Origin of the sequence: Knoellia sp. Soil729 (assembly GCF_001427985.1) — a bacterium.
Lineage (GTDB): Bacteria > Actinomycetota > Actinomycetes > Actinomycetales > Dermatophilaceae > Knoellia.
Genome location: NZ_LMSA01000002.1, coordinates 433,715 through 453,355, shown reverse-complemented (window position 1 = coordinate 453,355; position 19,641 = coordinate 433,715). Strand labels below are relative to the sequence as shown.

Below are 19,641 nucleotides of genomic sequence, written 5' to 3'. Positions count from 1 at the left end.
CACATGACCAGCAGTGAAATGAGGAACATCTGATGCCAGGACCCCAGCGTCGAGGCACCGGGCCCGCAACCACCACCGGTGGCGAGCGCAGCGACAACCGTGGCGGCGACCGTCGCGGTGGCCGCGGTGACGACCGTCGCGGTGGCGGCCGCGAGGCCGAGAAGAGCCAGTACCTTGAGCGCGTCGTGACCATCAACCGCGTCTCCAAGGTCGTCAAGGGTGGTCGTCGCTTCAGCTTCACCGCCCTCGTCGTCGTCGGTGACGGAGACGGCACCGTGGGTGTCGGCTACGGCAAGGCCAAGGAAGTTCCCGCCGCGATCGCCAAGGGTGTCGAGGAGGCCAAGAAGGAGTTCTTCAAGGTCCCGCGCATCCAGGGCACGATCCCGCACCCCGTCCAGGGTGAGGCCGCTGCCGGCGTCGTCATGCTCCGCCCCGCCAGCCCCGGTACCGGTGTCATCGCCGGTGGTCCGGTGCGTGCGGTGCTCGAGTGCGCGGGCATCCACGACGTGCTGTCCAAGAGCCTCGGCTCCGACAACGCGATCAACATCGTGCACGCCACCGTTCAGGCCCTCAAGGAGCTCGAGCGTCCGGAGTCCGTGGCCGCGCGCCGCGGTCTGCCCGTGGACCGGGTGGCCCCCGCCGCCATGCTCCGTGCGCAGGCAGCCGGTATCGCCGAGTCCCGTGACGCCGCGAAGGCAGGTGCCTGATGGGCCGTCTCAAGGTGACCCAGACCCGTTCGGAGATCGGCGGCAAGCAGAACCAGCGCGACACCCTGCGCAGCCTCGGTCTCAAGCGCATCGGCGACGTCGTCGTCAAGGAGGACCGTCCCGAGATCCGCGGGATGGTCAAGACGGTGACGCACCTCGTTGCCGTTGAGGAAGTGGAGTGATCATGGCTGACAAGCAGACGACGGCAGGGGCTGGGACCAGCACCCAGTCCTCGGCCCTCAAGGTCCACCACCTGCGTCCCGCCCCCGGAGCCAAGACCGCCAAGACCCGTGTCGGTCGTGGTGAGGGCTCCAAGGGCAAGACCGCCGGTCGCGGTACCAAGGGCTCCAAGGCCCGCTACCAGGTTCCGGAGCGCTTCGAGGGTGGCTCGACCCCCCTCCACATGCGTCTTCCGAAGCTGCGCGGCTTCAAGAACCCGTTCAAGACCCAGTACCAGGTCGTGAACCTCGACAAGCTGTCCTCCCTCTACCCCGAGGGTGGCGACGTCAGCGTCGAGGACCTCGTGGCCAAGGGTGCGGTCCGCGACGGCCACCTCGTCAAGGTGCTCGGCACCGGCGAGATCACGGTCGCCGTGAACGTCACCGCCAACGCGTTCTCCTCCTCTGCCAAGGAGAAGATCGAGGCGGCGGGCGGCTCGGCCAGCCTGGGCGACTCTGCCTGACGTTTTTCCAGCGCGTATGCCGCAGGGCGCGGTTCCCGAGGGCAGCTTCGGGAACCTGCCCTGCGGCATACGTCGTTTGACCCTCCGTGACCACGGCGGTCGTCGACCGTCAGCGGCGTCGGGGTATCTTGTTCGTCGATCAACACACTGATGCGGCTACCGCCGCCCACCTGGAGGACCTGTGCTCACCGCTTTCGGCCGTGCGTTCAAGACGCCCGACCTGCGCAGGAAGATCCTGTTCACGCTCGGGGTCATCGCTCTGTACCGTCTGGGCGCCCAGGTGCCCACGCCCGGCGTGAGCTACTCGCTCATCCAGGCGTGCCAGAAGGGCGCGGGCGACGCCAACGACCTGCTGGGCCTCGCGAACCTCTTCAGCGGTGGGGCACTGCTCCAGCTGTCGATCTTCGCGCTGGGGATCATGCCCTACATCACCGCGAGCATCATCATCCAGCTGCTCACCGTGGTGATCCCGAAGTTCGAGTCCCTCAAGAAGGAGGGACAGGCCGGGCAGGCCAAGATGACGCAGTACACGCGTTACCTGACCATCGCCCTGGCCGTGCTGCAGTCGGCGACGTTCATCACCTTCGCGCAGAACCCGCAGCAGCTCTTCGCCAACCCGGCATGCACCAACATCCTCACCGACCACTCGCTCGTGACGATCCTCATCATGGTGCTCACGATGACGGCCGGCACCGGCCTCGTCATGTGGCTCGGTGAGCTCGTCACCGACCACGGCGTCGGCAACGGCATGTCGATCCTCATCTTCACGTCGATCGCCGCGACCTTCCCGGGCGCCCTGTGGGCCATCCAGCAGAAGGAGGGTCGCTGGGACATCTTCCTGGGGATCATCCTCATGGGCTTCGTCATCATCGCGCTCGTCGTCTTCGTCGAGCAGAGCCAGCGGCGCATCCCGGTCCAGTACGCCAAGCGCATGGTCGGGCGCCGCGTCTACGGCGGCACGTCGACCTACATCCCGCTCAAGGTCAACATGGCGGGTGTCATCCCCGTCATCTTCGCCAGCTCGCTGCTTGCGCTCCCGACACTGCTGGCCCAGTTCAACCGCAAGGCCGACGGCACGTCGTCGGGCTGGGTGCAGTGGATCGACGCGAACTACTCCGGCGGTGACACGTGGGCCTACGGCCTCACCTACACCGCGCTCATCCTCTTCTTCACGTTCTTCTATGTGTCGATCACGTTCAACCCCACCGAGGTTGCCGACAACATGAAGAAGTACGGCGGCTTCATCCCGGGTATCCGGGCCGGGCGACCCACGGCCGAGTACCTCCAGTACGTGCTCACACGCATCACCGTGCCGGGAGCGATCTACCTCGCGCTGATCTCGATCATCCCGTTGCTCGCGCTCGTCCTCGTCGGGGCCAACCAGAACTTCCCGTTCGGTGGCACCTCGATCCTGATCATCGTCGGTGTCGGGCTCGAGACCGTGAAGCAGATCGAGTCCCAGCTGCAGCAGCGACACTACGAAGGGTTCCTGAAGTAATGCGTCTGATCATTCTCGGTCCCCCCGGTGCAGGCAAGGGCACGCAGGCCGCCCGCATCGCAGAGCACTTCGCCATCCCCGCCATCTCCACCGGCGACATCTTCCGCGCCAACATCAAGGCCGGCACGGAGCTCGGCAAGCAGGTCCAGGAGATCACCGCCTCCGGTGGCTACGTCTCCGACGACATCACCAACGCGATCGTCGAAGACCGCCTCGCGCAGTCCGACTGCGAGGGCGGCTTCCTGCTCGACGGCTACCCGCGCACGACGGGCCAGGTCGTCGCCCTGGACGAGATGCTCGCCAAGACCGACGTCGGCGTCGACAAGGTCCTCGCCCTCACGGTCGACGAGGACGCCGTCGTCGACCGCCTCCTCAAGCGCGCCGAGATCGAGGGCCGTGTCGACGACACCGAAGAGGTCATCCGGGAGCGTCAGGCGATCTACCGCCGTGAGACCGCTCCCTTGACCGACGTCTATGCCGAGCGCGACCTGCTGGTCGAGGTCGACGGCCTCGGTGAGGTCGACGAGGTCACTGAGCGGGTCATCGCCGCCCTGGCCTGAACCGCCCCAGAAGCAGTCGAGAGTAGACGACATCCCGCGTGCCGGTACGGCACGCGGGATGTCGTCTACTCTCGACTGCTCCTGTGGATGACTCCGCGGCCGAAACCTCGATTTCGGGGATGCTCCTCGGGTGCGACCGCAGCCGCTTCCCGACGAGCTTGCGCGAGGTCCGTTCTCCACGTCCCGCGCTCGAGAGCTCGGCGTGCCCGGGATGCGCATGCATCGGGGCGACCTCGTCCACCCAACCCATGGTGCGCACTCCCTGACCACTCCGGTCACCGTGGCGGAACGGGCTGCGGCCTACGCCGCCGGTATGCCGTCCGCCCGCGCCTTCTCCCACGTCACCAATGCGGTCCTTCGCGACCTACCGGTGCCGAGCTTCCTCGTCCGGGAGGCCGAGACCGGGGACCTCGACATCATGGCCCCCACCTCGGACGGCCAGGTGAAGCGAGAGGGCTGCCGGGGCCACCGCGGCCTCGAGATCCGTGAGGTGGAGGTCGTCGATGGCCTCAGGCTGGTCGGCCTGGCCGACACCTGGTGTGACCTCGGCGAGCTGCGGAGGGGCCGGCTCACGGTCGACGACCCTGTCGTGCTCGGCGATGCAGTGGTCGCGCGGCTCGATGCCGGCACCCAGGCGGAGGTCCGGTCGGGAGCACGGACATCGCGAGGGGTGATGGCCTTGCACGAGGCGCTGGGTCGGCGTGTGCGACCACGCGGCAAGGTCATGCTGCGCCAGGCGCTCGATCTCATCCGTCCCCGTGTGAAGTCGCCGATGGAGTCACGCGCCCGGCTGATGTTCGTCCGCGCGGGGCTCCCCGAACCCGAGGTCAACGGCGTGGTCACCGACGACGCTGGTGAGTACCTCGCCGAGGTGGACCTCCTGTGGTGGGCACGGCGCGTGGCGGCGGAGTACCAGGGACAGGTCCACGCCGACATCGATGCACGCAGCGGCGACGAGGCCAAGCGCCGGCTGCTCGAGTCCACGGGCCACACCGTGCGGGAGCTCTTCGTCGACGACATCTTCCGACCTCCCAGGCGCGTCGAGACCCTGGAGTTCGTGGCCCGGGCCCTGGGCCTCGACCCGCGCAGCCTGAACATCCTCTGACCGGAAGCAGTCGAGAGGAGACAACTTCCCGCGTGGGCGGACGGCATACGGGATGTCGTCTCCTCTCGACTGCTGGCGGAGGTGGGAATGGGGAGCGGGACCGGGCTGTTGGTTGAAATGTGAATCAACTCAGCATCATCGTGTCCAGCACCCGTCCGAACCGCATCGGCCACAAGGTCACCCAGTGGGTGAGCGAGCAGGCGTCCCGCGAGCAGTGGGAGGTCAGGATCCTCGACCTGGGCGAGATCAACCTGCCCTTCTTCGACGAGGAGGACATGCCCAAGAACGGCAACTACGCCAAGCCGCACACCCAGGCGTGGGCCAGCGCGATCTTCGAGTCGGACGCGGTGCTCGTCGTCACGCCGCAGTACAACCGCAGCTACCCCGCGCCGATCAAGAACGCGATCGACTACCTCTTCGCGGAGTGGGACTCCAAGCCGATCGGCCTCGTGGGCTACGGCTGGAGCGGCGCCAGCGACGCGTGCGCCGACCTCGCCAAGGTGCTCACCCATGTCAAGGCCGACGTGGTGGGTGGCCTCGGGCTGAGCTTCCCCGAGCAGCTGACCATCGACGGCTCGGTCGTCGACGCCGAGGGCGCAGCGAGCACCGAGCTGCGCGACCTCCTCGACACCCTGCACAGCAAGGTCCTCGACCTCGACGGGGTCGCGGCCCAGTCCTGACCCTCACCGCGGTGTCGGGCGCTCCTCAGCGAGGGCCCGACACCGTGCGCACCACCTCACGGAGCATCGCGACGAAGACCGCGGCCCAGGCGGCGGCCGCCACCCAGAGCCAGGCCGAGCCGATCCAGTCCACGATCGGGAGCTCGTCGGCGCGTCCCAGGTAGATGCCGGCCACGGCATACATGCCGAGCGGGAAGACCATGCTCCACAAGGTGGGCTCGTAGCGCAGGGGGACCTTGCGCAGGACGTGCCGCCACACGCCGACGGCGACGAGCACCGGGATGAGCCAGGTGGCGAACGCCCAGAACACGACCGACAGCCCGGCGATGAGGCCGCGCGTCGCGTCGACCATCGGCGCGGAGTCCATCTCGACGATGCGTGCTCCCGCGACGACGGTGATGGCCACTGCGCCCATGGCCACCCAGTAGGGCGGGTCGAAGTCGCGGGGGTCGAGCGGGTAGAGCATGAGTCGCAGGGCGACGATGATCCCCGACGCGGCATAGAGGAAGACGCCGACGGACCAGCACAGGATCGCCAGGATCACGAGCGCGTGGAGCCCTCGTGGGTAGACGTTCGCCAGGGTGGCGGCGGACACGGCGACCGACTGGCTCGCGACCACCCAGATGAACCACGTCCCGTTGGCGAAGGCGACGACGGGTCGCTCTTCCTGCCCCAGGACCGCGCTCCACGGGATGACGTAGCCGAGCACGAGCCAGGCGAGTCCGGCGACGACGAGCAGGGTGGCGGTCACGGCATACCAGCCCTCGGCTCCGGCACGGACCCCCAGGACGTTCGTGCCGGCGACGAAGGTGAAGAAGCCGAACGCCCGCTTCGGGTCGCGGAAGTCGTCGGCCATGGCACGCCGGTGGCTGGTGAAGCGTGCTGCATTGAGGGCGCACAGGACCACGTAGCCGACCACGCAGATGGCGAACAGCGCGACGGACAGCGTCCTGAAGCCGAGCAGGTCGAAGCCCAGCGACACGATGCCGCTGGCCATGACGAACGCGTAGTAGCCGGGCGTGAGCCCGGCGAGCAGACCGGCGCGAGCACGCACCTGGGGCGACGTCGTCATGGCGAAAGACTGGCCCGGGCCCACTCTCGTGGCAACCCCGCCGCGTCGCCCGGCTACCACCGCCGGTCAGGCCTTCCCGCGGCCGCACGGTAGATTCGCCGACCATGGGACTGTTCGGACGTGAGCGCATCGAGGCCAAGACGCATGAGCAGGTGGTTCTCATGCGCGCCGCAGGCCTCCTCGTGGGGCAGACCCTGCAGCTGCTGCGCTCCTCCGTGCGGGCGGGAATGACGACCAAGGAGCTCGACACCTTGGCCGAGACCGCCATCCGCGACGGCGGCGGCACCCCGAGCTTCCTGGGCTACCACGGCTTCACGGGCACCCTGTGCACCTCGGTCAACGAGGAGGTCGTGCATGGCATACCCGGCGGACGGGTGCTCGACGAGGGCGACCTGCTTTCGATCGACTGCGGCGCCATCGTCGAGGGCTGGCACGGGGATGCCGCCATCTCGCTCGTCGTCGGCGGCCGCGAGGCAGCCCGCCCCGAGGACCTCGAGCTCATCGACGACACCGAGGCGTCCATGTGGGCCGGGATCTGCGCGCTCACGGTCGGCCAGAGCCTGTATGCCGTGGGCGCCGCGGTCGAGGACAGCCTCACCGCGGCGGGGGAGCGGCGTGGACGCGAGTACGGCATCGTCGAGGACTACGTCGGCCACGGCATCGGCACCTCGATGCACATGGACCCCCAGGTGCCGAACTACCGCGTGAGCGGCAAGGGCCCGATCGTCGTGGACGCGACGACGATCGCGATCGAACCGATGGTCACGCTGGGGCCCGAGGCCAACCGCGTCCTCGAGGACGACTGGACGGTGGTGACCAACGACGGGTCCCGGGCGGCCCACTGGGAGAACACCGTGGCCGTGACCGGCAAGGGCCTGTGGGTCCTCACCGAGGTCGACGGCGGCGAGGCCAAGCTCAGGGAGCTCGGCGCGGCCTACGCTCCGCTCGCGTGACCCCAGGGCTCTGTCCGTAGCTGGGCTCGAGCTGACCGAGGAATGCCCGCCGACCGGCGGTGTTCAATGCAGGTATGAAGCGCATCGGATTCCTCTCGTTCGGGCACTGGAACCCCCACCCGCAGTCAGCGGTCCGCACGGCGTCCGACGTCATGCTGCAGTCCATCGAGCTGGCGGTCGCGGCTGAAGAGGTCGGGGCCGACGGCGCCTACTTCCGCGTGCACCACTTTGCCCAGCAGCTCGCGTCACCGTTCCCGTTGCTCGCCGCGGCCGGGGCCAGGACGAGCCGGATCGAGCTCGGTACGGGCGTCATCGACATGCGCTACGAGAACCCGCTCTACATGGCCGAGGACGCCGGCGCGGCCGACCTCATCGCCCGAGGACGACTTCAGCTCGGCATCAGCCGCGGATCGCCCGAGCAGGTCGTCGAGGGCTACCGCTACTTCGGCCACGACCCACGCGAAGGTGAGTCGGACGCGGACATGGCGCGACGGCATACGGCCGAGTTCCTCACCGTCCTGGACGGCGAAGGCTTCGCGCAACCCAGCCCGCGCCCCATGTTCCCCAACCCGCCCGGCCTGCTGCGCGTCGAACCACACTCCGCGGGTCTGCGCGACCGCATCTGGTGGGGCGCGGGGTCGCGCGCGACCGCGGTCTGGACCGCGCAGCAGGGCATGAACCTCATGAGCTCAACGCTGCTCACCGAGGACACCGGAGTGCCCTTCCACCAGCTGCAGGCCGAGCAGATCCAGATGTTCCACGACGCCTGGCGCGAGTCCGGTCACGAGCGCACCCCACGGACGTCGGTGAGCCGCAGCATCTTCCCGCTCGTGACGGCGCAGGACCATGCCTACTTCGGGGCGGACCGTCGCAGCACCGACCAGGTCGGGATGATCGACGGTGGGCTCGCCCGCTTCGGGAAGTCGTATGCCGCGGAGCCGGATGAGCTGGTGCGCCAGCTCGCCGAGGACGAGGCCATCGCGGCGGCGGACACCCTGCTCCTGACGATTCCCAACACCCTCGGCGTGGACTACAACGCCCACATCCTCGAGAGCATCCTCACGCACGTGGCTCCGGCACTCGGCTGGCGCGACTGACGCAGGTTTGCGCTAGGTGTTCGTGACGCCACTCGTGGTGACGTCATAGACGAGGGCGACGGCTCCGCTGTCGAAGGTGTGGTGCTCTCGCAGGGCGAGGCTGGACGTGAAGCCGTCGGGCAGCCACGGCAGCCCGCCGCCGGCGACGTGCGGCATGACGTATGCCGTGATCTCGTCGACGAGTCCCGCCCTGAGTGCGTGCCCGGCCAGGGTCGGTCCGCCGATGCTCACGTCGGTGGGGCACTGGCGGACCAGCGTGGCGAGGCGGTCGACGTCGAAGCGGTCCCAGACATCGGTCCGTGGCTCCGGCGGGGGTTGCAGCGTCGTCGAGATGATGACCTTGTCGCTGTCCTGCCAGATGGCGGCGTACTCGTCGTGCGCGGGGGCGCTCGCCTCTCCGGGAGGCGCGTCCTGCCAGTAGCGCATGACCTCCCACAGGCCACGGCCGTAGACGTAGGTCCCCACCCCGCGCTCCTGGGCGTTGATGTAGGCATGGAGCTCATCACTGGGCCGGGCCCAGTCGAAGGAGCCCGACGCATCGCGGGCGTAGCCGTCGAGGGACACGAGCATCCCGTAGCGCAGGCGTCCCACCTCAGGCACCCTTGCGCTGGAAGAGCAGGTGGGTCACGCCCGAGCTGGGGGAGGTGACCGACTCGATGTCGAAGCGGGACTCCACGCCCTCGAGCCCCTCCCAGAGCGAGACGCCCCGGCCCAGGACGATCGGGACGAGCACCACGTGCATCACGTCGACGAGGTCTGCCTCGAGGAACTCGCGCACCGTCGTCGGCCCACCGCCGATGCGGACGTCGAGGCCCCCGGCGGCGGCCCGGGCCTGCTCGAGCGCCTCGGCGGGCGAGGCGTCGATGAAGTGGAAGGTCGTGCCGCCCTCCATCTCGAGCGAGGGACGGGGGTGGTGGGTGAGCACGAAGACGGGCGTGTGGAAGGGCGGATCCTCACCCCACCAGCCGCGCCACTCCTCGTCCTCCCACGGCCCCGTCTGTGGTCCGAACTTGCGTCGGCCCATGATCTCGGCGCCGACGGAGCCGTCCCACCCCACGGCCGCGAGCGCACCGTCGACCCCATGCTGGACACGGCCGCCGGCCACCCCCTGGGGGGAGAACATCCACGTGTGCAGGCGCATCCCCGCGTGACCGAACGGCTTCTCCAGTGACTGGACGTCGCCGGTGGCGTAGCCGTCGAGCGAGATGCTGAACTGGGTGACGCGGGCGAGGGACATGCCGGCTCCTGGCGCAGAGGTGGTGGCGACGTGCCACCAGAAGCCAGCGTAGGGGCGGCAGTCCGGCCACCGTGTCCGTCGAAGCGGCCCGATGTGCCCAAACTCTCGTTCGGGCCCGAGCACCGCGCCGGTAGGGTGATTTGAGGCTCGCAGACCTCACGACGACAGGTGCGGGCTGACCCGATCGACATCAGGAGCAGCGGATGACGGTGGCCCCGAAGCGGCCCGCAGCGATGACGCTGGCGGCACACTTCCCGGATCAGACGCAGGAGCAGTGGCGAGAGCTCGTCGCCGGCGTCGTCAACAAGGGGCGACCCGAGGACCAGCACCTCGGCACCGACGAGGCCGTTGCCTCCATGCGCTCCCACCTCGAGGGCGGGCTCGACATCGAACCGCTCTACACGAGGCCCGCGGAGCCCGCGCCGCTCGGCGTGCCGGGAGCGATGCCCTTCACGCGCGGACGGACCCTGCGCGACGCAGACGTCCCCTGGGACGTCCGTCAGCTGCACGACGACCCCGACGTGGCCGCGACCCGCAAGCTCGTCCTCGCCGACCTCGAGAACGGTGTCACCTCGGTCTGGCTCCACGTCGGTGCCGACGGTCTGGCGCCGGGCGACTTGGCCGACGCGCTCGCCGACGTCCAGCTCGACCTCGCACCCGTGGTCGTCTCGTCGTGGGACGACCAGGTCGCTGCCGCGGACGCCCTGTATGCCGTCCTCTCGGCTTCTCCTGCCGCCTCCGGCAACCTCGGCCACGACCCGCTCGGCGCTGCCGCCCGCACGGGCACGGCCGCGGACCTGTCCCCGTTGGCCGACTCGGTCCACCGGCTCACCGACCTGGGCGAGGTCCGCGCAATCACGGTTGACACCCGGGTCCACGCCGACGCCGGCGCCACGGTGACCGACGAGATCGCCTTCGCCCTCGCGACGGCCGTGGCCTACCTGCGCCACCTCGAGGCCGAGGGGGTCGCCGTCGCCGAGGCATTCCGCCACATCGAGTTCCGCGTGAGCGCCAGCGCCGACCAGTTCCTCTCCGCGGCCGCCCTGCGTGCGCTCCGCCGGACCTGGGCGCGCATCGGCGAGAGCGTCGGGGTCGACGAGAAGGCGCGTGGCGCGTTCACTCACGCCGTGACGTCGGGGCGCATGTTCACCCGGGACGACGCCTGGACCAACATCCTGCGCAGCACGCTCGCGACGTTCGGCGCCAGCCTCGGTGGGGCAGACGCGATCACCGTCCTGCCGTTCGACACGGTGTCGGGACTGCCCACGCCGTTCTCGCGGCGCATCGCCCGCAACACCCAGATCCTCCTCGCCGAGGAGTCCCACGTCGGCCGGGTCACTGACCCGGCCGGAGGTTCCTGGTACGTCGAGACCCTCACCGACGAGGTGGCCCGGGCCGCCTGGGCGACGTTCCAGGAGATCGAGGCCGCTGGTGGCATGTCGGAAGCCCTCACCAGTGGCCTTGTGGCACAACGGATCTCGGCCGCTGTCGCCGAGCGCGACACGGCGCTCGCGACGCGATCCACTCCCATCACCGGCGTGAGCACGTTCCCCCTCGCCGGCGAGAAGCCGCTCCAGCGCAAGGCTCGCGCACAGCTCTCCACCGGGCCCGATGCGCTTGCACCACACCGGGACTCGAGCATCTTCGAAGCCCTGCGCGATCGGTCGGCGGCCTACGCGGCGAAGCACGGGCAGGCGCCGAGTGTCGCCGTGCCGCTCCTCGACGTGCCCCGCGCGGCCGACCGCCGCATCGACGTGGTCAACCTGCTCACCGTGGCCGGCATCCACGCCGTTGACACCGTCGACGGCGACGGAGACAGCAGAGCCGCCATCACGCTGGCCGCCACCGACACGGGCTACGAGGGTGTCGCCAAGGACATGGACGTGGTCGCCTTCCTCTCCGCCCTCCTCGACGAGATGGGAGCTCCCGCATGAGCTCGATCCCCGACTTCACGACCCTCGACCTGGGGAACGGCCGCCCCGAGAGCGCCGGGCCCCACGACGAGGGCGGCAACGCCCGGACGTGGCTCACCCCCGAGCAGATCGAGGTGCCGCCGCTCTACACCGAGGCCGACCTCGAGGGCCTGGACTTCCTCGAGACCATCCCCGGTGCGCCGCCGTTCCTGCGCGGGCCCTACCCGACGATGTACGTCAACCAGCCGTGGACCATCCGCCAGTACGCCGGCTTCTCCACCGCCGAGGAGTCCAACGCCTTCTACCGCCGCAACCTCGCCGCCGGACAGAAGGGCCTGAGCGTCGCCTTCGACCTCGCCACCCACCGAGGCTACGACAGCGACCACCCGCGCGTGGAGGGCGACGTCGGCATGGCCGGTGTGGCCATCGACTCGATCTACGACATGCGCACCCTCTTCGACGGCATCCCGCTCGACCAGATGTCGGTGTCGATGACGATGAACGGCGCGGTCATCCCCGTGCTGGCACTCTTCGTCGTCGCGGCCGAGGAGCAGGGCGTCGCGCCCGAGCAGCTCTCGGGGACCATCCAGAACGACATCCTCAAGGAGTTCATGGTCCGCAACACCTACATCTACCCGCCCGAGCCCTCGATGCGGATCATCAGCGACATCTTCGCGTTCACCTCCGAGAAGATGCCGCGCTACAACTCGATCTCCATCTCCGGCTACCACATGCAGGAGGCCGGGGCGACGCAGGACCTCGAGCTCGCCTACACGCTGGCGGACGGCATCGAGTACCTCCGGGCAGGCAAGGACGTCGGCCTCGATGTCGACCGCTTCGCCCCGCGCCTGTCCTTCTTCTGGGCGATCGGCATGAACTTCTTCATGGAGGTCGCCAAGATGCGCGCGGCCCGCCTCCTGTGGGCGCGGCTGGTCGAGCAGCAGGGCGCCAGGAACCCGAAGTCGCTCAGCCTGCGCACCCACTGCCAGACGAGTGGCTGGTCGCTCACGGCGCAGGACGTCTACAACAACGTCGTCCGGACCTGCATCGAGGCGATGGCCGCGACGCAGGGGCTCACCCAGAGCCTGCACACCAACGCCCTCGACGAGGCGATCGCGCTGCCGACCGACTTCAGTGCACGGATCGCCCGCAACACCCAGCTGGTCATCCAGCAGGAGTCGGGCACGACGCGCACCATCGACCCGTGGGGCGGCTCGGCCTACGTCGAGCGCCTCACCCACGACCTCGCGGAGCGTGCCTGGGCGCACATCGAGGAGGTCGAGGCCGCCGGCGGCATGGCCAAGGCCATCGAGGCCGGCATCCCCAAGATGCGCATCGAGGAGGCCGCTGCCCGCACCCAGGCGCGCATCGACTCCGGCCAGCAGCCGGTGATCGGCGTCAACCGCTACATCCCCGAGAACGACGAACCCATCGAGGTCCTCAAGGTCGACAACGCCGCGGTGCGCAAGAGCCAGATCGAGAAGCTCGAACGCCTGCGCGCAGAGCGCGACGACGACGTATGCCGTGCAGCCCTCGAGCGCTTGACCGCCGCCGCCCGCGGTGGTTCCGATGGCACCCTCGACACCAACCTCCTCGCGCTCGCCATCGACGCCGCCCGGGCCAAGGCCACGGTCGGTGAGATGTCCGCCGCGATGGAGGAGGCCTTCGGCCGCTACACCGCCCAGATCCGTACGATCGGTGGCGTGTACTCCGACGAGGCCGGCTCCGACGCCACCGTGCGCAAGGCGCAGGAGCTCGTCGAGGAGTTCGAGGAGGCCGAGGGTCGTCGCCCCCGCATCCTCGTCGCCAAGATGGGCCAGGACGGGCACGACCGCGGGCAGAAGGTCATCGCCACGGCGTTTGCCGACCTCGGCTTCGACGTCGACGTGGGCCCCCTGTTCCAGACGCCGACGGAGGTCGCGCGTCAGGCCGTCGAGTCCGATGTCCACGTCGTGGGGGTCTCGTCGCTCGCCGCCGGGCACCTCACCCTGGTGCCTGCGCTGCGCAAGGAGCTCGACGCGCTCGGCCGCGAGGACCTCATGATCGTCGTCGGCGGCGTCATCCCCAACCAGGACTTCGACGACCTGCGAGCAGCCGGGGCCGATGCGATCTATCCACCCGGCACGGTGATCTCGACCGCGGCGATCAGCCTCATCGGCGACCTGCGCGCGAGGCTGCACATCGACGAGCGGGGCGCCGCAGACCGGGCTGGCGCGTGACCCACGAGCTCTTCGACGGTATTCGCGAGGGGTCGCGGGCGGCGATCGCCCGCGCGATCACCCTGGTGGAGTCGACGAGAGCCGACCACCGCGAACGGGCCCGTGCCCTCCTCACCGAGCTCACGGCATACACGGGTTCAGCGGTGCGCGTCGGGATCTCTGGGGTTCCGGGTGCGGGCAAGTCCACCTTCATCAACGCGATGGGTGGCCGCCTCATCGAGGCCGGGCACAAGGTTGCTGTCGTCGCCGTCGACCCGAGCTCGCGTCGCACGGGTGGCTCGATCCTGGGTGACCGCACCCGGATGGGTGAGCTCAGTGCCAGCGACTCGGCGTTCGTAAGGCCCAGTCCGAGCGGACGCCACCTCGGGGGAGTGGCCCGGGCGACGCGCGAGTCGATGCTCGTCCTCGAGGCCGCTGGCTTCGACGTCGTCATCGTCGAGACCGTCGGCGTCGGGCAGAACGAGATCGCCGTGTCCGAGATGGTCGACACCTTCCTCCTGCTGACGCTGGCCCGCGCCGGTGACCAGCTCCAGGGCATCAAGCGCGGCATCCTCGAGCTGGCCGACGTCATCGCGGTCAACAAGGCCGACGGCGACGGGGAGGGGCCGGCGCGCGGTGCGGCCCGGGACCTCTCGTCGGCGATGCGACTCATGCTGCCGGGCAAGGACGTGCGTCGCCCTCCCGTGCTCACCTGCTCGTCGGTCACGGGCACGGGACTCGACGAGGTCTGGGAGGCCGTGCTCGAGCACCGCGCGCACCTGGAGTCGGAGGGGTCGCTCGAGCTGCGCCGGGCACAGCAGCAGCAGGACTGGATGTGGGCCCTCGTCGACGCCCACCTCGAGGACGCCGTGAGGTCGGCGCCGGCGGTCAAGGCGCAGCGGGCCAAGCTCGAGGCGGCGGTCCGCTCGGGTGAGGTCAGCGCGGTCGACGCCGCGGCACAGGTCCTCGACCTCTTCGGCCATGGAGACAAAGCGCACTGATTGCGCGTTCGGCCAGCTCGTCGCCGCCGCTCATTGGCCGAAACGGGCAGTCAGTGGCGGGTGGGGAGCGGGCCAAGGGCGATTTCGTGCTCAGCGTGCGCTCCCGTAGGATGGAGCGTCGGTCTCGTGTGCTTGCGCATGCGCGACCGGACTCCCATGGTTCCACTGGTGGCCTCGCGCCACACCCAGGGTGGGGCCAGCAACGGATTGAGAGGGTATGGCCAAGAAGGACGGCGTCATCGAGATCGAGGGCACCATCGTTGAGGCGCTCCCCAACGCGATGTTTCGCGTGGAGCTCACCAACGGTCACAAGGTGCTCGCACACATCTCGGGCAAGATGCGTCAGCACTACATCCGGATCCTCCCCGAGGACCGCGTGGTGGTGGAGCTCAGCCCTTACGACCTGACCCGAGGCCGCATCGTCTTCCGCTACCGCTGACGTGGGCTTTGCTCACTCATCGGTTGGCACAGCAGTAGCAACCAGCACCACCCGAACGACCCGCACGGCCTCCGCCGTGTCGGGAGGATCGACAAGACAGCAGAGGCAATGAAGGTTCAGCCGAGCGTCAAGAAGATCTGTGACAAGTGCAAGGTGATCCGCCGCAACGGTCGGGTCATGGTCATCTGCGAGAACCCGCGCCACAAGCAGCGCCAGGGTTGAGCAGAGCCTGACCGTCCCGGCTTCCGAGCCAGGACCCTGCACGGAGCACAGCTTCGAGCACACGCAAGAAGTTCATGATGAGAACGCAGCGCCCGACCCCCGTGGGCGTCACCTGTCAGAGGTGAGCACGGGACGTCACCCTCGGCCCGGAGGCCGAGGACCGGACACGAGTGCCGGACCGGCGACTGCACCAGACCTCCGGAATCCCAGAACAGGAACCATCACACGATGGCACGTCTCCAAGGAGTCGACCTCCCGCGCGAGAAGCGCGTCGAGATCGCACTGACCTACATCTTCGGTGTGGGCCGCTCCAGCTCGCAGAAGGCTCTCGCCGCCACCGGCGTCGACGCCAACACCCGCGTCAAGGACCTCAGCGACGCCGACCTGGTCGCGCTGCGCGACTGGATCGACGAGAACCTCAAGGTCGAGGGTGACCTCCGCCGTGAGGTCCAGGCCGACATTCGCCGCAAGGTCGAGATCGGGTCCTACCAGGGTCGCCGTCACCGTTCGGGCCTGCCCGTCAACGGTCAGCGGACCAAGACCAACGCGCGTACCCGCAAGGGTCCGAAGCGCACCGTCGCCGGCAAGAAGAAGGTTGGTAAGTAATGCCTCCCAAGGGCCGTTTGACCGGCGCCAAGAAGGTGCGCCGCAAGGACAAGAAGAACGTTCCCGTGGGCCAGGCCCACATCAAGTCGACGTTCAACAACACGATCATCTCGATCACCGACCCCACCGGTGCCGTCATTGCCTGGGCCTCCGCCGGCCAGGTCGGCTTCAAGGGCTCGCGCAAGTCCACCCCGTTCGCCGCGCAGACTGCCGCTGAGGCCGCTGCCCGTCGTGCGATGGACCACGGCGTGCGCAAGGTCGACGTCTTCGTCAAGGGTCCGGGCTCGGGTCGCGAGACCGCGATCCGTTCGCTGACCGCAGCCGGCCTCGAGGTCGGCTCGATCCAGGACGTCACGCCCTCACCGCACAACGGTGTCCGCCCGCCCAAGCGCCGCCGCGTCTGATCGCCGCGAGAAGACGGAAAGAGAACTAGAACATGGCTCGTTATACCGGCCCCATCACCAAGAAGTCGCGTCGTCTGCGGGTTGACCTCGTCGGCGGCGACAAGAACTTCGACCTGCGCCCCTTCCCGCCCGGCCAGCACGGCCGTCGCCGGATGCAGGAGAAGGAATACCTGACCCAGCTCCAGGAGAAGCAGAAGGCTCGCTTCACCTACGGCGTCATGGAGAAGCAGTTCCGTCGCTACTACAAGGAAGCGGCGAACCGCCCCGGCAAGACGGGTGAGAACATCCTGACGATCCTCGAGTCCCGACTCGACAACGTCATCTACCGCGCGGGCCTCGCCCGCACCCGTCGTGCCGCGCGCCAGCTCGTCACGCACGGCCACTTCGAGGTCAACGGCAAGCGCGTGGACGTCCCGTCCTACCGCGTCGAGCAGTACGACATCATCACCGTGCGCAAGCAGTCGGTGGAGACGTTCCCGCTCCAGCTCGCTCGCGAGACGTTCGGCGAGCGCCCGACCCCGGCCTGGATGCAGGTCGTCCCGGGTTCGCTGCAGATCCTGATCCACTCGCTCCCGATCCGGGCGCAGATCGACTCGATCCTCACCGAGCAGCTCATCGTCGAGTTCTACTCGAAGAACTGATCTCAGCCGACCTATTGCCCGTTTGGCCACGCCCGAGCTCTGCGAGGGATGGCCGAACGGGCAATAAGTCGGGGCTGTGGGCACCTGCGTGCTCCACGGCATACAGCAAGGCTTGTCCTGACCACAGACAGAGGTGGGCTGGGCTTGCCGGGTTCGCACCCGGCGTTGTTTCACGAGGCGTCATATAGCGGTCGCCCGTGGGAAGGAAAATCACCGTGCTCATCGCACAGCGTCCACTCCTCTCCGAGGACGTCATCTCCGAGAACCGGAGCCGATTCGTCATCGAGCCCCTCGAGCCCGGCTTCGGCTACACGCTCGGGAACTCGCTCCGCCGCACCCTGCTCTCGAGCATCCCCGGTGCCGCAGTGACGAGCATCCGCATCGATGGAGTGCTCCACGAGTTCTCCACGATCCCGGGTGTCAAGGAAGACGTCACCGAGATCATCCTCAACATCAAGGGGCTGGTCGTCTCCTCGGAGCACGACGAGCCGGTCGTCATGTACCTGCGCAAGCAGGGCTCCGGCGCCGTCACCGCCGCGGACATCGCACCGCCGGCCGGTGTCGAGGTCATCAACCCCGACCTGCACATCGCGACGCTCAACGACAAGGGCAGCATCGAGATGGAGCTGACCGTCGAGCGCGGTCGCGGCTACGTCTCCGCCGCCCAGAACAAGTCCGGTGACCAGGAGATCGGCCGCATCCCGGTCGACTCCATCTACAGCCCGGTCCTCAACGTCACCTACAAGGTCGAACTGACCCGAGTCGAGCAGCGCACCGACTTCAACAGCCTCGTCCTGGACGTCGAGACCAAGCAGGCCGTCACCCCGCGCGACGCGCTCGCCTCCGCCGGCAAGACCCTCGTCGAGCTCTTCGGGCTCGCCCGCGAGCTCAACGTCGAGGCCGAGGGCATCGACATGGGCCCGTCCCCGACGGACGCGGCACTGGCTGCCGACCTCGCCCTGCCGATCGAGGACCTGGACCTCACGGTCCGTTCCTACAACTGCCTCAAGCGCGAGGGCATCCACACCGTGGGTGAGCTCGTCGGTCGCAGTGAGGCAGACCTGCTCGACATCCGCAACTTCGGTCAGAAGTCCATCGACGAGGTCAAGGCCAAGCTCCACGGCATGGGTCTCGCCCTCAAGGACAGCCCCGCCGGCTTCGACCCGAGCCAGATCGCTTCCTACGACGACGAGTTCAGCTTCTCCGACGCCGACGACGCAGAGGACGCGTCGTTCGCCGAGGACGAGCAGCTCTGACGCTGACCCACACCAAGGAGTATTGACATGCCTACGCCCACCAAGGGTCCCCGCCTCGGAGGCGGCCCGGCTCACGAGCGCCACATCCTGGCGAATCTCGTGACCTCGCTGTTCGAGCACGACTCGATCACGACGACCGAGACCAAGGCCAAGCGCCTGCGTCCGCTCGCCGAGCGCCTCGTCACCTTCGCCAAGCGCGGCGACCTGCACGCCCGTCGCCGCGTCATGACGGTCGTCCGCGACAAGGGAGTCGTCCACCGCCTCTTCGTGGAGATCGCCCCCGACATGGCCGACCGCCAGGGTGGCTACACCCGCGTCACCAAGATCGGTCCCCGCAAGGGCGACAACGCCCCCATGGCGGTCATCGAGCTCGTCCGCGAGCCCGTCGCCAGGAAGGCCACCGTCAAGGAGGCCGAGGGCGCGACCAAGCGTGCCGTCAAGGAGTCCCGGGCCGCCGAGGCCGAGGTCGCCCAGGACGAGACCGTCGAGGCTGAGGCCACCGACGCTCCCGCCACCGAGACCGCTGCCGCCGCCGACCTGCCCCAGGGCGCCGTCGCGGCGAACGAGGATGGCTCTGCTCCCGAGGGCTACTCGGTCAAGGGCAACGCCGACTCCGGCAAGTACCACGTCGAGGGTTCGCAGTGGTACGACCAGACCGAGGCCGAGTTCTGGTTCGCCTCGGCCGACGACGCCCAGGCAGCTGGCTTCGAGCCTGCTGGCGGCGAGGCCAAGCAGCAGGCCGAGGGCGACAACGCCTGATCTGCTTCGCCTGTCACACGGGCCGTTCATCCTTCGGGGTGAACGGCCCGTGTGTTTTGGCTCCGCGACCGAAAGCCCGTTCGCCGCTGTCCCATCCGACCCTCGCGCGCTGAGCGCGCTCGGGTCTCCCGCCAGTCCCAGTCGGCGGCGAACCGGCATTCGGGCGCTCTGCTTGCCACCTCGTCCCGTGCCGCGCGACGTTAGGGACCGGCACAGTGGGCGGCAAACGAGCGCTTTCTTGCACCCTGCACGCTCAAAGGGGTTGGTCCTGGGGGGTGTTTGCCGCGGCGGGTGCTCGCTCAGGTGAGGTCCGTGCTGCCGCCGGCGCGCCAGTAGAGGCCGGCATCGCGCTCGAGGAACTCGTTCTCGACGAGGTGGCGGCGCAGCGCGGCATGGTCGGCGTGGAACCGGTGCATGATCGCGTTCACCTCCGCCTCGCTGTAGCGCACCCCGGGCTCGAAGGACTGGGCGATGTGGTCGAGGATGACGAGCCGCTTGGTGAGCCTGGTGGGGATGCTCGACAGGCGACCATCCGCCCCGATGAAGGCCCGCAGGACGGTCTCGCGGTGGGCCAGCGCATCGGCAAGGGCAGGTCGGTCCATGAGCTCGAC

23 protein-coding genes are annotated in these 19,641 nt (G+C 68.8%); 19 read left to right on the top strand and 4 right to left on the bottom strand.

The features are described 5' to 3' along the window. Positions 1-32: 32 nt before the first annotated feature. The 7 genes from rpsE (at position 33) to ASG74_RS07035 (ending at position 5,232) form a co-directional block, all read left to right on the top strand. Positions 33-707 carry a 30S ribosomal protein S5 gene (gene rpsE, locus ASG74_RS07065; RefSeq protein WP_056140739.1) on the top strand — a complete coding sequence of 225 codons (675 nt, stop codon included), beginning with the start codon at positions 33-35 and terminating at the stop codon, positions 705-707. After that, the gene (rpmD, locus tag ASG74_RS07060) at positions 707-889 is read left to right on the top strand and encodes a 50S ribosomal protein L30 (RefSeq protein WP_056140736.1); all 183 of its coding nucleotides are present in this window, start codon (positions 707-709) and stop codon (positions 887-889) included. The genes rpsE and rpmD overlap by 1 nt, the downstream gene beginning before the upstream one ends. 2 nt (positions 890-891) lie before the next feature. Then, a complete protein-coding gene (gene rplO, locus ASG74_RS07055) occupies positions 892-1,389 on the top strand; it encodes a 50S ribosomal protein L15 (protein WP_056143275.1) in 498 nt (165 codons plus the stop codon). A gap of 181 nt (positions 1,390-1,570) precedes the next feature. Further along, positions 1,571-2,887 carry a preprotein translocase subunit SecY gene (secY, locus tag ASG74_RS07050; protein ID WP_056140733.1) on the top strand — a complete coding sequence of 439 codons (1,317 nt, stop codon included), beginning with the start codon at positions 1,571-1,573 and terminating at the stop codon, positions 2,885-2,887. Next, positions 2,887-3,447 (top strand): adenylate kinase, encoded by a 561-nt coding sequence (locus ASG74_RS07045; protein ID WP_056140731.1) that lies wholly within the window; start codon positions 2,887-2,889, stop codon positions 3,445-3,447. The genes secY and ASG74_RS07045 overlap by 1 nt, the downstream gene beginning before the upstream one ends. Positions 3,448-3,577: 130 nt before the next feature. After that, the gene (locus tag ASG74_RS07040) at positions 3,578-4,552 is read left to right on the top strand and encodes a hypothetical protein (protein ID WP_156465310.1); all 975 of its coding nucleotides are present in this window, start codon (positions 3,578-3,580) and stop codon (positions 4,550-4,552) included. A gap of 140 nt (positions 4,553-4,692) precedes the next feature. Continuing rightward, positions 4,693-5,232, top strand: a complete 540-nt coding sequence (locus ASG74_RS07035; RefSeq protein ID WP_082569691.1) for an NADPH-dependent FMN reductase — start codon at positions 4,693-4,695, stop codon at positions 5,230-5,232. Between the two features lie 25 nt (positions 5,233-5,257). On the opposite strand, the gene ASG74_RS07030 is transcribed toward ASG74_RS07035, so the two are convergent. Beyond that, positions 5,258-6,304 carry a tellurite resistance/C4-dicarboxylate transporter family protein gene (locus ASG74_RS07030; RefSeq protein ID WP_056140720.1) on the bottom strand — a complete coding sequence of 349 codons (1,047 nt, stop codon included), beginning with the start codon at positions 6,302-6,304 and terminating at the stop codon, positions 5,258-5,260. A gap of 104 nt (positions 6,305-6,408) precedes the next feature. On the opposite strand from ASG74_RS07030, the gene map reads away from it, so the two are divergent. Then, positions 6,409-7,257 (top strand): type I methionyl aminopeptidase, encoded by an 849-nt coding sequence (map, locus tag ASG74_RS07025; RefSeq protein ID WP_056140715.1) that lies wholly within the window; start codon positions 6,409-6,411, stop codon positions 7,255-7,257. Positions 7,258-7,331: 74 nt separating this feature from the next. Continuing rightward, positions 7,332-8,354 carry an LLM class flavin-dependent oxidoreductase gene (locus ASG74_RS07020; protein WP_056140712.1) on the top strand — a complete coding sequence of 341 codons (1,023 nt, stop codon included), beginning with the start codon at positions 7,332-7,334 and terminating at the stop codon, positions 8,352-8,354. A 12-nt stretch (positions 8,355-8,366) separates the two neighbouring features. Here the strand turns inward: ASG74_RS07020 and ASG74_RS07015 are convergent, their stop codons facing one another. Both ASG74_RS07015 and ASG74_RS07010 read right to left on the bottom strand, forming a co-directional pair. Next, complete coding sequence (locus tag ASG74_RS07015; protein ID WP_056140710.1) at positions 8,367-8,945, bottom strand: dihydrofolate reductase family protein; 579 nt, start codon at positions 8,943-8,945, stop codon at positions 8,367-8,369. A gap of 1 nt (position 8,946) precedes the next feature. Then, entirely contained in the window at positions 8,947-9,591 is a 645-nt protein-coding gene (locus ASG74_RS07010) for a dihydrofolate reductase family protein (protein WP_056140705.1), read from the bottom strand. Positions 9,592-9,794: 203 nt separating this feature from the next. On the opposite strand from ASG74_RS07010, the gene ASG74_RS07005 reads away from it, so the two are divergent. The 10 genes from ASG74_RS07005 (at position 9,795) to rplQ (ending at position 19,030) form a co-directional block, all read left to right on the top strand. After that, positions 9,795-11,525 (top strand): methylmalonyl-CoA mutase subunit beta, encoded by a 1,731-nt coding sequence (locus ASG74_RS07005; RefSeq protein ID WP_056140703.1) that lies wholly within the window; start codon positions 9,795-9,797, stop codon positions 11,523-11,525. After that, entirely contained in the window at positions 11,522-13,723 is a 2,202-nt protein-coding gene (gene scpA / locus ASG74_RS07000) for a methylmalonyl-CoA mutase (protein ID WP_056140700.1), read from the top strand. The genes ASG74_RS07005 and scpA overlap by 4 nt, the downstream gene beginning before the upstream one ends. After that, a complete protein-coding gene (gene meaB / locus ASG74_RS06995) occupies positions 13,720-14,703 on the top strand; it encodes a methylmalonyl Co-A mutase-associated GTPase MeaB (RefSeq protein ID WP_056140696.1) in 984 nt (327 codons plus the stop codon). Before scpA ends, meaB begins: the two co-directional genes overlap by 4 nt. 217 nt (positions 14,704-14,920) lie before the next feature. Next, a complete protein-coding gene (gene infA / locus ASG74_RS06990; protein ID WP_006946284.1) occupies positions 14,921-15,142 on the top strand; it encodes a translation initiation factor IF-1 in 222 nt (73 codons plus the stop codon). 108 nt (positions 15,143-15,250) lie between these two features. Beyond that, the gene (rpmJ, locus tag ASG74_RS06985; protein WP_009775928.1) at positions 15,251-15,364 is read left to right on the top strand and encodes a 50S ribosomal protein L36; all 114 of its coding nucleotides are present in this window, start codon (positions 15,251-15,253) and stop codon (positions 15,362-15,364) included. Positions 15,365-15,592: 228 nt separating this feature from the next. Beyond that, complete coding sequence (rpsM, locus tag ASG74_RS06980) at positions 15,593-15,970, top strand: 30S ribosomal protein S13 (RefSeq protein WP_056140694.1); 378 nt, start codon at positions 15,593-15,595, stop codon at positions 15,968-15,970. After that, the gene (gene rpsK, locus ASG74_RS06975) at positions 15,970-16,374 is read left to right on the top strand and encodes a 30S ribosomal protein S11 (RefSeq protein ID WP_056140691.1); all 405 of its coding nucleotides are present in this window, start codon (positions 15,970-15,972) and stop codon (positions 16,372-16,374) included. The genes rpsM and rpsK overlap by 1 nt, the downstream gene beginning before the upstream one ends. Before the next feature lie 32 nt (positions 16,375-16,406). After that, a complete protein-coding gene (rpsD, locus tag ASG74_RS06970; RefSeq protein WP_056140688.1) occupies positions 16,407-17,015 on the top strand; it encodes a 30S ribosomal protein S4 in 609 nt (202 codons plus the stop codon). A gap of 215 nt (positions 17,016-17,230) precedes the next feature. Continuing rightward, on the top strand, positions 17,231-18,271 hold the full coding sequence (locus tag ASG74_RS06965; RefSeq protein WP_056140684.1) for a DNA-directed RNA polymerase subunit alpha: 1,041 nt from the start codon (positions 17,231-17,233) through the stop codon (positions 18,269-18,271). A 27-nt stretch (positions 18,272-18,298) separates the two neighbouring features. After that, entirely contained in the window at positions 18,299-19,030 is a 732-nt protein-coding gene (gene rplQ / locus ASG74_RS06960; RefSeq protein ID WP_056140681.1) for a 50S ribosomal protein L17, sunset domain variant, read from the top strand. 299 nt (positions 19,031-19,329) lie between these two features. Here the strand turns inward: rplQ and ASG74_RS06955 are convergent, their stop codons facing one another. Next, positions 19,330-19,632: a DUF2087 domain-containing protein gene (locus ASG74_RS06955; protein WP_056140676.1), complete on the bottom strand. Its 303-nt coding sequence runs from the start codon at positions 19,630-19,632 to the stop codon at positions 19,330-19,332. Positions 19,633-19,641: the final 9 nt, after the last annotated feature.